Raw genomic sequence first — 16,380 nt, 5'->3', positions numbered from 1 at the left:
TAAAAAATGGAGCTGTCTAAAAAGCCCTTCAAACAATAACGGCTATCTTCCTATATGGTAAAAATCCGCTACGCTTTCCGCGGGCAAGGCTCGAGCTGCATCAGGGCAACAAGTGTTTTCATGTGCGAAAGCGTAGCGTCAGCAACAAGTGTTTTTATGTGCGAAAGCGTAGCGTCAGCAAACAGGATGTTGGTCACGAAGGCGTTGTCACAGAACGTGACGACTTTAAGTCTTCGTTCCACTTAACGCCCCCTGCTGGTCTCGTGCTCTTGCTTTCCCGCAGGAGTCTACGCGGATTTTTACCTTTGGGACAGCCCCCTTCTCATTGTATACCTACAAATATCTAAACGTACTTAAATTCCCTTATACCTGTTAATGGCAATCTCTATAAAATCAGCGAGATAAGGAGATATATGTTTATCCTTATGCCAAGCAATATCGGTAAAAATCGCACTAAATCCATCGCAGTGGGCAATTCCTTTAAGCGCGTGTTCGCTAACTCCTTCTCCACCACCATTCTCGGTAAGAATGTAATGCCCAAGCCTGCCATCACACATTGCTTGATGGCTTCAATACTGGCAAATTCAATCATTTGTGCTGGATAGACGCCTTCTTGTTGTAAGTAAGCTTCTAATTGATTACGGTATGAGCAGCCATTTTCCGTTAACAATATCGTTTCATTGGCACATTGTTGTGCGGATAATACATCTTTTTGCAAAACTGCCGAAGAGGCACTAACAAACACTAATTGCTCTTGCGTGAGGCGTTCGCGGTGTAGCATAGGTGTTTCCCTTATGCGTATCGGTAATAAAGGCGACATCAAGATTCCCTGACTGCAATAAATGTTTGGCAATTTCTGTCGTGTGCACAGGTTTAAAAATAATCTTCACTTGCGGATGGCGTTGCTGAAATAGTTGTAGAATGCCTGGCAGGCGATAAACGCATTGGCTTTCTTGTGCACCAATCGTTAATACTGTATGGGCCTGTTCGCTGGACACAGCTCTTTTCATTTCTGTATCTAGCGCCAACATTTTTTGGGCATACTGTTGTAGTCTGCTCCCCTCTTCCGTGAGTGTAATTCGTTTACCAAGACGCTCAAATAACACTGTTCCCAGCTCTTCTTCTAGCGATTTAATTTGAGCAGTGATACTTGACTGCGCGTAACCTAATTGCTGAGCCGTTTGTGTAAAGCTTAATGTTTTGGAAGCGGTTAGGAACGTTTGTAACTGTTTAATATCCATCGCTTTCACCTCTAAATCGTTTTTTTCGATACATTCTATCGAAACATTCAGCTTTCTCGATAACACAAGGAAGTATACACTATTTATAATGTGAAATATAGAGGAGGAAAAAATATGAACATCACTGCTTTTATCGGCAGCTCAAGACCACACAGCAATAGTGAAGCACTTGCCAACTATGTATTAGAGGGGGTTCCTCATCAAAAGTTATGGATAAAGGATTTAAACATTCAGCCAATAGACGATTTACGTCATGATGCACAAGGCTTTCAATTTGTAGATGATGATTACGATCAAATTATCCATGCGCTTTTGACAAGTGACATCGTGGTCTTTGCGACGCCAATATATTGGTACAGCATGTCTGGTATTTTAAAAAATATGGTGGACCGCCTGAGTCACGCAATCCGAGATGAGCGCTTTCCACAACTAAAGGAAAAGTTACTGACTACAGAAGCCATCGTACTCGCTGTTGGTGGGGATGATCCAAAGATCAAGGGATTACCCATGATTCAACAATTCCAATATATTTTTAGCTTCTTAAATATGCCCTTCTCGTCCTATATTCTTGGCGAGGCCAACAAACCTGGTGACATTGCCAATGACGAACAGGCACTTGCACAAGCAGTACTTTTAAATAAGCAACTAAAAACAATCATAAGTGCACTTTGAAAAATGTAGCTAGTTAATCAGTCCTTCTACAATCAACGTTTAACATGATAAACAACAAGTATTTACTGACTTTCCCGTACCAATGCCATCAAGTTTACAAACAATAACAATTTGTTTTCTATAAAACCATATCCATCCATATACGAAGGGATATCAAACAATCGCACTGTGGTTTCCAAAAGTATTTGTTTATATGTGATTCATCACGAGTGTAGTTTATTAGCTTGATGGGGCACCGACTAGTTGTTACAGATGAGGAGAGGATTTATTCTTCCTGTTCAAATATGTGAAACATTTTATGCTTAGTTTTATATCCATGTACATGCAGAGAGTGACAATTCACATGATTACCGTCAACACTGATTACTCCATCTCAATCCACACTCCCCATGTAGGGAGTGACGTCTTTCACCATATTGTTTGGTTCGTCAACTTCTGATTTCAATCCACACTCCCCATGTAGGGAGTGACGAGAACCTACCTCATCAATTACATGTGCAAGCAATATTTCAATCCACACTCCCCATGTAGGGAGTGACGCATTTGGATATTCGGTGCGTTTGGCGTTATTAATTTCAATCCACACTCCCCATGTAGGGAGTGACCGACGGGGCGTACCTATATTATCCCCAGTATTTATTTCAATCCACACTCCCCATGTAGGGAGTGACGCTCAAACTATTGGACCTGCAGAGCTTACAGGTATTTCAATCCACACTCCCCATGTAGGGAGTGACAAACTTTAGTTGTTAGTAACAACGATACTTCATTATTTCAATCCACACTCCCCATGTAGGGAGTGACAAACACTTTAAATTCACTATGTGTTCCACTCGTTATTTCAATCCACACTCCCCATGTAGGGAGTGACACTTAGACTGACCATAGTCACCTTCTACCGCATTAATTTCAATCCACACTCCCCATGTAGGGAGTGACTGCAAAAATCAATAAAATAATAATAATTTTTAATGATTATTACTATTAATTAATTCTAGGTATTTCTATTGAACCAAATCCATCATGATAAATTATATATTTCAGAACAAAATTTGGTGCGAATCTCTTGGGGTTTTTATGTACACTTGTCATTCGCACTAGCTGTCTACTATAAAATTAATGTATCTTCCACATTAAAAGTTTCTTTTGCTCCTACATGGATTACTTTTGATTTGTAATTATTGCCAAGTTGATAAAAGCGAAGGCTATCTTTCTCTTCATCAATAATGGCTTGTAGTGCTAGCTGCAATTGTTTAAATTGTGTAGCATCCACAATACATTCGAATACAGAATTTTGCACGCGCAGTCCATAGTTTTCGCATGTTGTCGCAACTTTGCGTAATCTTTTTTGACCACCAGCCGTTTTTGTTACAACATCGTAAGTGACCAATACTAACATGTAACACCCTCATTTCCATAAAAATGGTGGATATTCTTCTAAATCGCCTCTTAAATAGCGAGCCAATAGCATTGCTTGCGCATGAGGGACAAGGCCCCAATTGATTTTTTCATTTAAGTATGGATGTGTTAAGCTTTCTTGTTTACGCTCTTGCCATGCTTTAATGAATTTTTTTCTACCATCTTCCGTCAAAAGCACTGCACCATTCTCTTTTTGAACGAAATCGGCAGGCTGCATAATTTTTTTATTAATCATCTTTAGAACAAATCGATCAGCCATGACACCTCGAAGTTCTTCCATAACATCTAGTGCTAATGAGGCACGACCAGGTCGATCTCGGTGTAGAAAGCCAACATAAGCATCAAGACCGACTGCTTCTAATGACGCAGCAACATCCGCGGCGAGAAGTGTATAGGCAAATGACAACAAAGCATTAACATTATCAGTTGGTGGCCGACGATTACGATTTTTGAAAAAGAATGTTTCCTTTTGTTGCAGAATCATTTGATCGAACAGCTTAAAGTATGCAGTAGCAGCTTGACCTTCAAGTCCACGCAATCTTTCCAAATTTTCCGTTACTAAAATGTCCTTCAATGTTGTCGTTAATTCATTAGAAACTTGCTTAAAAATAGGTACATCTACTCGGAGTGGATAATCTCGTGTCATACGCTCTAAAATCCATTTTTGATTGGCAATTTTAGCAAAAATAAAATTCCGGGCAATTCTGGCACTTTCGACTTCAATCTCAGATAAACGATATTGTGTCTTACGTAGCACAACATTGCCTTTACTTTCGCCAATCACTCTTGCTAAAAATTTACCAGATTGCGATAAAAAAGTCAGATTAATATTTTTCTCTGCGCAGGCGTGCATTAATTTCGGACTTGCTCCTGCACAACCAAATGTACAAATTGCTTCTAAGTTGTGTAGAGGAATCCTCCCTAACTGTTGCTCGTCATGGGTCACAACGACATTTTCACCTTTTAATGATAAGTAAATATCTGGGGTTGTAATAAATAATGTATTTAATAATTTTCTCATAATAAATACCTCTCCATGTAGCGACGAACTGTTGTAGTTGACATAAGTTCTGGCATACACAAATTTTGTAAGGAACAGCTTACACAATGTTTTCCTGTCTTCACTTTTGGCGTATGCCGCTTGTCAAAATAATGGTGCATTTGTTTGAAAATCGCTCGTACCTCATCGCGCATTTCATTGGTAATTTCTACTTCTACACGACGTTTAATTTCATCGTAAAATAAATAAGCTGTCGGAATGTCGCATAGTAGCATTTCCTCTAGACACATGACCTGCGCCACAAGCTGTACAACATCCTCCTGGCCCTTCTTCGGCTTACCCCGCTTATATTCTACAGGGACTGGCAAATAAGTACCAGTCTCACCGTATAATGGAACACCGTCTTTATGCTCGTGAAATTCCACGACATCACAAATACCAATTGTCTTTAAACTGTGCGAGCGAACCGGCATCGCGCGCACAATCAATTTCTTTCCACGCTTTTCACGTAAAAATGGCTGGTCTGCCTTTTCGTGTACGTGTTGACCTTCAATGGTGAGAACATTTTCTGCCCACTGTTGCTCAATATGAATCAGCGCCCATTGCCGTGGACAAAAACGGAAATGCTGAATACCCGATAACATTAAATAATTTGCCTCTTCATTGACCGTCCAGTTCATACACTTGTAGCCCCTCTAATGGCTCTACTTTAATGTTTAATGTATCAATCGTGTCCCCCGTTACTTTCAGGGCACGATGCACTTTTGCAGAAGAATACTGTCCAAGTTTTGAATTATGCTCCCACCAAATCACCTTATGTACTTCAAGTGAGCCTTCTGGACGAGCAGACGACGCATCATTTTCAAATAATGTAATCAATGCTTCTTTAAACTTAGCTGAATCTTCATTCGTAAAGCCTGTTTTCTCTGCTAATTGCGTGTTAATACTGCCAACGAATTTATAAATACCAAAGTCAACACGGTGCTTCATGCCCATTGTGTCAGAACCTTTTTTATCGCCAGTAACCGAGTTCACACTTTTTGTAATTTGAATACTAGTGATTTCAATTGGTGCTAGACTAATCGCTGGATGGATTGATACAGGACCACGTACACCAACTGAAAGTGAGTCACCTTTAAAGGCAAAGACTTGTCCAAATGCACGCACATCAAACCATGTATTGCTTGCAATCGTGGCATACACATCGGCATTCCCTTTTTTATCTGCTTTAATCTGCTTTAATTCAGGTACAGATTCTGCACGATCATTCAAACTTTTAAAGCCATCATTATTGCGGTCATCGGATTGCACGAAAATCGCCTCGCCCATATCTTGCAGACGATTACGTAATTTGCGTTTAATACATACATCGGATACTTCGCCGTAACCATCGTAATTTTGACGCGGGCGATTTCCATTTAGTGGGTCGCCGTTTGGATTAGCATTTTGCACAGAAAATACAACGGCAAAATCAATTTTATGATCTAATGTTGTCATCGCTTAACTCTCCTCTACATTCTTTTCTTTTTTTGTGTATAATGCATGACGCTGGCTATAGTAGCCAAGTAAATACTTGCCTGTGAGCGGAACATCATTAAATTCATTAAACTTAAATTGCGAGCCAATTTCATCTATTAACATTGAATAATAGATACCGCTTTCACCAAGTTTCATTTGATAAGGTTGTAAATTTTTTTGGATTGTTAGCCAAGTTCTTTCTGGATGTTGAGAAAATGCATTCAAATATCGTAAAGCATTCGTTGTTCGGATATCACTTTTCTCTTTTTTAGTACTTTGCTCTTTTTTTAGTGCGGTACGTTCAAGAACATCCGCAATTGCAAGTAAACGACCAAATAAATAATCACGTTCTGTATTTTCTGTATCAAGTGCCACAGAGTAATCCTCCCTTTTATCTTTGTCAACATAATGTTTTCTCACAAGTGAACATGCCACACCAAGCACCTGCTCCCATTCCCACGATTGGTCGTAAAACTGTGGATTCGAGGCACGCACAATCGCACTACGCACAATGTCAATTGGAATTTTTCGTCCATCGAGTACACATGGTAGCATACGTTCCATCACGCCTTTGACTACCTTATCATTCGGTCTTGGTCCATATGCCGTATGAGCAATCGTATAAAAGGATGGTGAACCGAAGTATTGCACCCATTCATTTTCTTTTTTTCTTGTATGACGCCAGCTGCAATTCTCATGCCAAGTTAATAGCTTGTCAAAATAATCTTTAATACCTAAATCTCGGTAATAAAGCACTGCTAGTCGCCCAGGTGTGGCTGCATCAACCGTTAAAATATACACTTTCTCGTCATCATGCTCTTCGATGTTCATGTTCTTTTTAATGCCACTAATAATTTGACTGTGCTGTTCTGCCAAAACTTTCTTTGTATCAGCCTTTTGCGCTAACATTGCATCTCGCTGCGCCAACATTTTGTTAAAATCTGTAAACACTTCGTTTGACAAATCATCTGCAACATAAGGCATACTTGGATTTTTCGAACCCCATACGAGGAAGATGCGCCCATCCACTTGCTTCCCTTGGCGTTCAATTAGCCACTTCAGTGCATTATGTGCCTTTTGTGAGACATCATAGCTAATATTCGCCGCTTCAAAGCTATCCTTAAAACGGCCACGATATGTAAAACCTGTGCTGTCATTTGCTGAAATGAGCTTTGCTTTATCACCTGAATTGCGTAGTTTGTTTGGATGACGCACCGTTACTGGTAATTGCTCACCTGAAACATAGCAAATATCCCTTTCCATTAGCTTTGTTTCATAATAATGACTATACGATTCATAGATATCCTTATTTTTCCACACATCATCTATTACTTCACCTGGCACATGGACATTAAATCGCACAAAAGCACTTTCTTGTGCACCTGCAAGTATTTGGAAAATAGGTGGCTTGTCCCCATCCTGCTTCGTATCCCACTTAGAACGTAGTAAATCCGCTTCTGTTACATGTAATATGGAGCGCTCCACTAAGTCCTGAATAAGTGTCCCCTTTTTCACATAGTTATAAATAGTCTGCACATGCGGATGGCTATACGGCGAATTACACCATTCACTGAGCTGCTCTAAATAATAAAGATACGCATCTCTTTTATCCTCTTCTCCCGTATATGCAACATAATCACCTGCCACATACATTAACTTGTCATGTAACACATGAGGTACATAGTTTTTCCCCGCCCGACTTCCAGACTTCTCGGTAAATGGTAAAATCGTATTAATCTTTTCAATAACATCTGCATCATAAAGCGTACCATCTTGGTTGATTATCATTTCAATATGGGCCGTTTGCGTTGTATGAGAAATCGGCAGTAGTGTGTATTCAATCACTTTTTTATCCTTTGTTTCTTTGGTGAAAACTTCACCTACTTCCGCTTCATTTTCCTCATACGTTTTATACAAAGCACGTAAATAACTCATTTACTCACCTCCTAACTCTGCGTATACTACGTCCACGCCCGTCATCGTTTCACCTAAGCTAAACGACTTTGCATGCATTTCCTTAATCGGACGAACGAGTGAACAATCCTCTGGTCGAATAAAGGGAATATAGCCGTATTTCATAATTGGTTGCCATAGTCTTGTTTCAAGCATATTACGACCTGTTTCATCTGGATAATTTAAACCATGCACCATCGTACCAAAATGTACCTCGTCATAGTTGTCATAAAAGCCTGTACCAGTACCAAAATCACATTCCTCCACATATGCTTGACATTCACGCGTACCTAAAAAGACATCACGGCGACCGCCTTTTTCAACACAACGTTTAGCAATATTATGGTGCTTATTTTCATTGAAGTCCTGCTCTAAATCCATACGATTTGTGTTGAATTCAAAATGGGCGCACACTTGGTAACTCACATCACGCAAATAGCTGTAATTAGCAAGCGTATTGCCACCCGACATTTCGATTGGTCGTACCCCCTTCGACTCCATCCGAATCGGATTCATGACACGAATTTCATCGATATACCAAATGATCGATGGCTTCCAATAGACTGATTCCACTATACCTTTTAATGCTTGATAGCTAGGGATTTGTGTCGTCATCTTTTCCCCTCCAAGCTTCATAAGAGGGTCGGTAAACAGCGCATACGGGCCATGCACAACAAACTCGATTTGATTTCGTATTTTTTCCATCTTGTCACCTCCTTTAAATCATTTGGTCCAAAATATTTTGAGCCTATTGGAAACTGAAAAAAACATATTTATATATATGACTACCAACCGTTCTTTCAGATTCCATTTCATTTACAATTAACTAGGCTTATTTGAAATAATAATATATTTTAGTTAAATATACCAGTTATAATTAGAAATTATAAGAACTATAATATCCCTAAAGGAAGTTATGAAATACCTATTAGATATATAATCACTATTGTTTTTCTCACAAAAATGATACTATGGTGAGGTCGCTAAGTAAGCGTGGATTGAAATTTATATTTTCTTATTAATTTTTGGAAATGACGCATCTATTTTACGAATAGATGCGTCATTTTCTTACAAATTCAATAAATCTAAACTTGCTTCACCCTGCACACTAATGCCAAATTGATCATCGTAGGCTGATTCTTTTGCAGCATAAATATTAAACGAGCCAAACTGCACAATAATTAGCTGATTGTTTTGCTTCAACTTTTCAAAATCATGGTTAAACACGTTGACACTGTATTGCTGTGCTTTTTTCAAAAATACTTTATAATCATCAATTGCTTCACGCCCAGTGAGCTGACTAATAAGATCCTTCCCCTCACCATATGGCACGAGTATCCCCTGTGTCTTGACATCAATTACCTCAAAATGTGAAAAGGCTGTTTTATAGCTAGCCAATGTTGCTAATGGGTGCTGTCTGCCAATCCCCTTGATATAAGCTTTATTCCAATCTGTATCCACACCAAATAACAGCTCATATATAGATGTATTGTGCTTCACTAGCGGATAATTTAATGTAGTATCAAATGCCTTAAAAAAACTATTAAAATAATGCATCATCGCCTCTGTTGACAACAAATAGCCACCAAATAATGCCGAATCATCCTGTAAATCCTCCATAATATAACGGGAGCACTCGCCTCCTTTTTCAATGGTCTTTAGCTTACTTAGTGACTCTTCTGCATGATTAATAACATACACATCCTGCAAATCGACTTCTCCATTGCGATTACAACGCCCTGCCGCTTGAGCGATTGAATCAAGTCCTGCTAAGGAACGAATAACACATTCAAAGCTAATATCCACGCCAGCCTCAATTAACTGCGTACTTAGACAAACGAACTTTTCTTTATTTTTTAGTTTCTCCTTCAATTCTTCGAGCTTCTTATTACGATGCGCTGGGCACATCCCTGTACTTAAATGCACAACATCAAAATCAGCATATTTAAACTGGTCATATAAATCCCGAACTGCCTTCTTTGTGTTTAAAATAATCAAGACATTATTACGTGTCGTTAACGTTTCCTCTATGAATTCACGGATTTCTCCTGTTCGCCAGCCCTCAGTTTTTAACAATGGTATTATTTCTGTACGCTTAAATGCTTGAATAATTGTTGGTAAATTTTCAATAATCTCGCCATCAATGTCAATATTGTTTTGTACATGCTGAAGGGCCGGTTGTGTCGCCGTACAAAGAACCGCCGTCGTATTACATGTTTGTGTTAAGAAATTCAGTGCCTCATTAAATAATGACACACAATGAGTAGGCACAGATTGAACCTCGTCAAAAATAACTATGCTATTGACTAAATTATGTAATCGCCGTGCATTACGCGATTTTCCACTATAAAATGTTTCTAAAAACTGCACCATTGTTGTAAAAATAATGGGAACATCCCAATCGTCCTTTGCTGCATTTAGCCTTCTTGCTGCTTGATACGCATTAAAAGATAAATTTTCATCATGCTCTGAATCCTCGATTAAATTACTGTGATGTTCAAGTAAGTAATCCTCGGCCTGTAAAACTTCTCGCACTTCTTGCGCATTTTGTTCAATAATAGTCGTGTACGGTACTATGTAAATAATGCGTTGCTTTTGATGAAACTGTGCATGTCGCAAAGCAAAACGCAGGCTCGCTAATGTTTTCCCTCCACCAGTTGGAATTGACAATGTATAAATGCCTGTTGGAACTGCCGCTTTATCGAAACAATTTGCTGACATTTGCTTACGTAGACGTGTTATTTCATTTGGCAATGCATCTTGCTGCTTATTCTCTAAATCCTGATTGAGACGCTGTTCAAATGTTTGCCAGAGTGGTTGCACCTCAAAATGTGTGATTTCTTCCTGTTCCTCAAAGGCGCGTGAATTGCGACGATCTGCATCAATTAGTGCACTGAAAATATACATCGTCACAAAGCTCGTTGCTTTTTGTATCGCAATAGCCGCTTCGCCATTTGTTTTCACACTTTTCAGTTTACTTTCGAGATATGTTTGCATTTCTGCTTCCGCTTGCTTCATATAGTCCGTCATATAAGTTAAATTATACATTTCTTGAAAAAAGCGTTGTTGCACTGCCACAAAGTCAATTTCCTTTTCTGATGTAGCTCGCCCCATAAATGGCGACTGCCCCTCTTTGTCCACCATATCAAGTAGCTGCCCATGATGTGAAAAAATCGAATTCGCTACACATTCCACTAAAAAAGGTGCAGTTGAACTAACTCGTTGAAACTGCTCCATCAAAAATCTCCCACCTGCTGTCGAATGATCGACACTACCACGTTTCGGTGGATCATCAGGATTTGCAACCGCCTCGCGGATGTATTCCTGAAAAGCATCACTGAATTTGCCCATATCATGTAGCATCCCCGCTAACCCAGTTACATGTTTCAACCCAATTTTCTCTCCAATTTCCTCCGCAATGTGTTGTACTTCTTTTAAATGCTCTACCAACAACTGCTCTGCTCCATCACTTGTACGAATATGTGCAATAAATTCCTTCTTCATTTTTCATATCTTTCCTTTCTAATTCTAACTACACTATCTACACTTCTAACACAATAAAAATTAATAGTCCTACAGTTCACTATTTCAATACCAAACCACTCTCCTCATACGAGAAGAGACCACACTACACATTTTTTATCGATTACGTATTACTATTTCAATCCACTCTCCTCATACGAGAAGAGACGCTAGATAACGACCTTCTTTGCCGCGATGCTTTAATTTCAATCCACTCTCCTCATACGAGAAGAGACCATACGCTAAGTTAGGTAAACTAAGGTATAGCAACATTTCAATCCACTCTCCTCATACGAGAAGAGACTCTCCCTTTAGATACATTTCATGGAACAGTTCTATTTCAATCCACTCTCCTCATACGAGAAGAGACACCGCTAACTAAAGTCGGTCGTATCCATAAACTATTTCAATCCACTCTCCTCATACGAGAAGAGACCCACCTCCTAAAGACGTAAAAAAGCGCCTATTCCATTTCAATCCACTCTCCTCATACGAGAAGAGACCGCACTTTGTAACTTTTCTCGGGCTAGATCCAGATTTCAATCCACTCTCCTCATACGAGAAGAGACTTAAATTTTATTTTCAAGTCTTATTAATACAAATTTCAATCCACTCTCCTCATACGAGAAGAGACGTTATGTATGGGGCGCTATGTCCGAATATGTCCTATTTCAATCCACTCTCCTCATACGAGAAGAGACCGCATTTTCCGATGAAATAATGACACTTATAAGTCATTATTAGTAAATTACTCATTCTTTATAGTCCTTAAGAAACAACTTACCATATTTTATACTATCAAAATACACAAAATCTGGTGCGAATCGATTAACGAAATTATGTTTGCTTACGATTCGCACTTTTCCTATATTATAACAAACCCTATATATGATTAGTTCAATTATTTTACAAATTTTGAGTGAAATCTACATTTAAAACCATTTATTAATTTCCATTTCTTTTTTCACCAAATCATCGAATCATTGCTTTCTGGGTCAGTTTCTATATAATTACTCTATGTGAGTATATTTCGATATAGATTTTTCCATATTAATATATAAGAATGATGTTTTATCATTAATCATCGTAAGATAGATTATTTCCGCCGGTAGCAGTGGAATTACGCCACTACATATCGCCGATGGAGTCTACAGTTGCGCCGATAGAATAACAATTGTCGCTTATATTTCTTTAATATTGGTTCTATTTTAAAGTGAATTGGCTCATTATAAAGAGAGAACACGAAATAAGGCGCATTCTGCTACAAGGAATTATGTCCGTTATTACAAAGGAGCACATATGAAAATTCAAACTGAGTTACCCGAAAACTACCTAGATTTAAAAAAAGCTGCCAACTATACATCAAGCTGGCGTGAACGCTTGGCTGCTGTGCAGACACTAAGTAGCTATAAACATGAAAAAGTCATTGACTTATTACACAATCGTGTAAAGGCAGATACGGTGTTTGCTGTTCAGCAAGCGGCATTTGAAGCATTAACGAAATTTGGTGAAGATGTAACACAGCCTGTCCGCCGTAAATTCGAGCTGATCAAAGGTGCTGAAAAAGTATTTATACGCGTAAAGAAAAGCTTACCCGCAGACCATACATTGTCAGACTTCGCTGATAAGTTAAAGCGTACACGACTCGATGTCTACGATGCCTACGAAGGTGATCAAGGTGAGAGCTTCCTTTCATGGCTAGAAGCGAAATGGCAAACTGTCTAAGTAAGGGAATTAAATAAAAATTTCCATTGAAAAAACCAGCAATATTTACGATTTCCTCGTAAATTGCTGGTTTTTATATCGTCACTATTATTTTTTTCGCTTCCAGAAAGCAATGCCCATAATAACGGCTAGTAATGCACCAACTGCGACCATCCATAAAGTGCTTGAGCTTGACGATGTTGTGTCAGCCGCTTCACTTGATAGCTGTTGATCTCTGGGTGTAGCGTTTGCAATTGGCTGTTCTTGTTTGGTTTCTTCTGTCGCTGCCTGTGTAGTCGTTCCAAGTTGAATGTATTGTAACGTAGGCGCAGTCGTCGTCGTTGTCTGTGTTTCATGACCATGATGATGACCAGCACTTGTAGTTAAAATGGACTGTTCTAATTTTTGACCAACCCAGCTTTGTGCCTCGTTAGAATCTGCAAAAATTCGTGGATGACCTGAAAGCATATATGTTTTACCATCAATAACAAGACCTGTTTCATCACCTGTTACAACATCTTCAATTGTACCTGTTGGGCCATATGAAAATCCACCCATTTGAAGTAGTGTATGACCACCCATATCGACATCTATGTTTTCTGTTAAAAAGGAAATATATTCGTCCTTTGTTAACGTTGCGTCTGGTTTATCAAATTCCAGTTTATTATGAAATAACGCCGTATTGATTTCTTTATACGTAATATCGCCTTCTAATGTAGATACATAATCCTCATTTTTTGCAGCTTGAGCCAGTTCATCAACTGTTGAACCTTCAAGTCCGAAGAAGCCTCCTACCCAGCCTGCAAAATCCTGACGTGATAAATTTTCAGTTGGATTTAATGCCATATCAGTACCATTATAGCCAATAAGCCCGATACTATGGAGTACCATGATTTCCTGTAAATCTGGCGTTGTTGCAGGAACATCCGTATAGAGCATACTTTTATCCATTGTATGCGCATAAGCCTTTGGCGCAAGAAGTAGTGTACTCATCAGTACCATTAGTATATATTTTCTCAAAATTATCCCACCTTCTAATGCACTAGTATACCTGCTAAATGTGATGGAAGTATGAAATGCGCTAGGTTAAATTCGTTCGTCTATAATTTAAATTTACGGATTTGTTCGTTTAAATTTTCTGCCATTTCTGCCAAATTGACCGAACTATTGTTGATTTCGTCCATCGAGCTTGCCGCTTGTTCGATTGTAGCAGACGTTTCTTGAATGCCTGCAGCAGATTGTTCGGAAACAGCTGCGATTTCGTCGACAGATTTATTGATATTGAGGGTATTTTGGACGACTTCCTCTAGTTTCGAAGACATCGTTACAATGCTAGTTGACATCGACTGAACTGCATCTGCAATATGATTAAATGTTTCATTTGTAGAAGCAATCTGCGTGGTACCTTTTTCAACCTCACCGTATCCACTTTCGAGTGATGTTGTAACCATCACCGAATCATGTTGAATTTTTTGAACGATGCTTGTAATATCATCAACGGATACGGATACTTGTTCTGCAAGTTTACGCACTTCATCTGCTACAACAGCAAAACCTTTACCTTGCTCACCAGCACGTGCTGCTTCAATGGCTGCGTTGAGTGCCAATAAGTTCGTTTGATCTGCAATAGCATGAATGGCAGCCACTATTTTAGAAATTTCTTGTGTTTGTTTACTTAAGTTATCCACTTTATTAACCGCATCTTTAACTATATGGTCAATTGTAGTCATTTGCTGTGTGGAAGCTTCCATTAACTCCTTCCCCTCTTTGGTTAAGAGCATCACTTCTTGTGAATATTGATTGACTTCCTTACTGCTCATATTTACGTCTGTCACCTGTGTTGTAAATTCTGACATTGTTGTAGCCACATCAGAAGCGTTACTTGCCTGAATTTCTGTACCACTCGCTATTTCAGCTACGGTGTCTACAATTTGCTCTGTGCCAACCTTAACTTCTGTAGCGGACTGCATCAATTCCTCACTATGTGAGGCAACATCATTTGCAACTGTTTGAATATGCTTTAACAAACGATTTAAGATTTCAGCCATCTTATTTGTCGCTGTTGTCAATTGTCCAAGCTCATCTCTCGTTCTCACATCGAGCGCAGGCTCACTTAAATCACCATCAGTTATTCGCTGCATGCGTTTTGTCAAGATAATGATTGGTTTTGAAATCCTTCTCGCACAAATTAAAGCCGTAATAATGGCAATTACAACGATAACTATTCCAACGATGATACTTGTTATTTGCTTACTTTCGCCTGCTGAAATCATATCTGTGCCAATAGCATTAATAGATTGTTTACGATGTTCTGCCAAGCCTTCATAGCCCGCACGAATTTCAGTAGCTTTATCATCCATCGCAGCTAGATTTTTCGTTGCCAATTCGACATTGCCCTGATCGTATATATCAAACACATCTTTTTGAACATAGCTACTCCATTCTTTCGCCATCTCCGAATACTTCTGAAATTCTGTTGAATGAGAAATCGCTAAACGTTTCTTCTCATTGTCAAGAGCCCGTTCCACGTTATGCGCATAAATGTCCTTATATTTTTCTTCTCCAGATAATACATAACCCCTAGCAGCCGCAATTCTTACTGCAATTGTTGAGGCTAGTTCGTAATCTGTAATTAATAATTGCAATTCTTCATCAACAATTTGTTCTGTCGCTCTGTTACTTTGAGTAACCGCATACACATTGTACCCGATATATAAAACGATGACTGCCACGACGATACTAAATGCAAAAATGATTCTCGTGCTGATTGATTTAAAGTTCATTTCTCAGATTCTCCTTATTTCCCTTATAAAATTCGAATTCCTACTTACAAAATCCCTAAATTATGTCTCAACCTATTTCCTACATATAATCTCATTCATTTCAAAAGAATTTTATTTTTAACCATGAAAAACAGCAGCAAAACTGCAAAAAATTTAACTATATTGTACAATATTAGTAATTTACCATTTATAAATCTATTTAGGATGATTAAAAAATTTAATCTATATTTAGATTAATAATTAAGTGTTTTTTGTGTGTTTATAAGCTATTTTTGTTTTTAAAGTGCATTAGATTTATGGAGCATCATGCAAAGGATAGGTCGTAGGCTTCAAAAAGGTTTTTAAACAAAGGAAGATAGACAAGGTATTTTTGCTGAAATTTAAAATCTTACAAAAGGCTAAGTATTATTTGCTAGAATACTACTCTGAAAGAAAAAGAGATGACAAGCCTTCCATGTTTACACAATAAGAAAATCTCCAATTTCGTCTAAATAACGGAATTGGAGATTTTTAGCTACAAAGAGTGGAAAGCATAGGCTTAAAAGGTGCGTCTTTCGCAACTGCTAGT

At 38.6% G+C, this 16,380-nt stretch carries 12 protein-coding genes, 1 pseudogene and 2 CRISPR repeat arrays; of the genes and pseudogenes, 2 read left to right on the top strand and 11 right to left on the bottom strand.

Annotation, left to right across the window (positions count from 1 at the left end):
• Positions 1-68 precede the first annotated feature (68 nt).
• Both ACQKII_RS04165 and ACQKII_RS04160 read right to left on the bottom strand, forming a co-directional pair.
• Positions 69-242, bottom strand: a complete 174-nt coding sequence (locus tag ACQKII_RS04165) for a hypothetical protein (RefSeq protein WP_427456605.1) — start codon at positions 240-242, stop codon at positions 69-71.
• A 111-nt stretch (positions 243-353) separates the two neighbouring features.
• Positions 354-1,241, bottom strand: a pseudogene (locus ACQKII_RS04160) (LysR family transcriptional regulator).
• Between the two features lie 114 nt (positions 1,242-1,355).
• On the opposite strand from ACQKII_RS04160, the gene ACQKII_RS04155 reads away from it, so the two are divergent.
• Positions 1,356-1,913, top strand: coding sequence for a flavodoxin family protein (locus ACQKII_RS04155; protein ID WP_427456603.1), 558 nt, complete (start codon positions 1,356-1,358; stop codon positions 1,911-1,913).
• Between the two features lie 370 nt (positions 1,914-2,283).
• Positions 2,284-2,852: direct repeats of the CRISPR family, unit length 33 nt; unit sequence ATTTCAATCCACACTCCCCATGTAGGGAGTGAC.
• 169 nt (positions 2,853-3,021) lie between these two features.
• Here the strand turns inward: ACQKII_RS04155 and cas2 are convergent.
• From cas2 to cas3, 7 genes are all read right to left on the bottom strand, one after another.
• Positions 3,022-3,312, bottom strand: coding sequence for a CRISPR-associated endonuclease Cas2 (cas2, locus tag ACQKII_RS04150; protein WP_427456601.1), 291 nt, complete (start codon positions 3,310-3,312; stop codon positions 3,022-3,024).
• Between the two features lie 9 nt (positions 3,313-3,321).
• On the bottom strand, positions 3,322-4,353 hold the full coding sequence (cas1c, locus tag ACQKII_RS04145; protein WP_427456599.1) for a type I-C CRISPR-associated endonuclease Cas1c: 1,032 nt from the start codon (positions 4,351-4,353) through the stop codon (positions 3,322-3,324).
• A complete protein-coding gene (gene cas4 / locus ACQKII_RS04140) occupies positions 4,350-5,012 on the bottom strand; it encodes a CRISPR-associated protein Cas4 (RefSeq protein WP_427456597.1) in 663 nt (220 codons plus the stop codon). Before cas4 ends, cas1c begins: the two co-directional genes overlap by 4 nt.
• Complete coding sequence (gene cas7c, locus ACQKII_RS04135) at positions 4,993-5,829, bottom strand: type I-C CRISPR-associated protein Cas7/Csd2 (protein WP_427456595.1); 837 nt, start codon at positions 5,827-5,829, stop codon at positions 4,993-4,995. Before cas7c ends, cas4 begins: the two co-directional genes overlap by 20 nt.
• A gap of 3 nt (positions 5,830-5,832) precedes the next feature.
• A complete protein-coding gene (gene cas8c, locus ACQKII_RS04130) occupies positions 5,833-7,785 on the bottom strand; it encodes a type I-C CRISPR-associated protein Cas8c/Csd1 (RefSeq protein ID WP_427456593.1) in 1,953 nt (650 codons plus the stop codon).
• On the bottom strand, positions 7,786-8,499 hold the full coding sequence (gene cas5c / locus ACQKII_RS04125; RefSeq protein ID WP_427456765.1) for a type I-C CRISPR-associated protein Cas5c: 714 nt from the start codon (positions 8,497-8,499) through the stop codon (positions 7,786-7,788).
• A gap of 372 nt (positions 8,500-8,871) precedes the next feature.
• Positions 8,872-11,307: a CRISPR-associated helicase Cas3' gene (gene cas3, locus ACQKII_RS04120; RefSeq protein WP_427456591.1), complete on the bottom strand. Its 2,436-nt coding sequence runs from the start codon at positions 11,305-11,307 to the stop codon at positions 8,872-8,874.
• 87 nt (positions 11,308-11,394) lie between these two features.
• A CRISPR array of direct repeats spans positions 11,395-12,026; the repeat unit is 33 nt; unit sequence ATTTCAATCCACTCTCCTCATACGAGAAGAGAC.
• Positions 12,027-12,624: 598 nt separating this feature from the next.
• Here cas3 and ACQKII_RS04115 point away from each other — a divergent pair.
• Positions 12,625-13,050, top strand: coding sequence for a HEAT repeat domain-containing protein (locus ACQKII_RS04115; protein ID WP_427456589.1), 426 nt, complete (start codon positions 12,625-12,627; stop codon positions 13,048-13,050).
• 87 nt (positions 13,051-13,137) lie between these two features.
• Here the strand turns inward: ACQKII_RS04115 and ACQKII_RS04110 are convergent, their stop codons facing one another.
• Both ACQKII_RS04110 and ACQKII_RS04105 read right to left on the bottom strand, forming a co-directional pair.
• Positions 13,138-14,049, bottom strand: a complete 912-nt coding sequence (locus ACQKII_RS04110; protein WP_427456587.1) for an LPXTG cell wall anchor domain-containing protein — start codon at positions 14,047-14,049, stop codon at positions 13,138-13,140.
• 80 nt (positions 14,050-14,129) lie between these two features.
• On the bottom strand, positions 14,130-15,812 hold the full coding sequence (locus ACQKII_RS04105; RefSeq protein ID WP_427456585.1) for a methyl-accepting chemotaxis protein: 1,683 nt from the start codon (positions 15,810-15,812) through the stop codon (positions 14,130-14,132).
• Positions 15,813-16,380: the final 568 nt, after the last annotated feature.

Source organism: Lysinibacillus sp. NPDC048646 (assembly GCF_050272295.1).
In the GTDB taxonomy this organism is placed as follows: Bacteria; Bacillota; Bacilli; order Bacillales_A; family Planococcaceae; genus Lysinibacillus.
The sequence above is the reverse complement of the archived record's forward strand: the minus strand, read 5'-3'. Positions and strand labels throughout refer to the sequence as shown.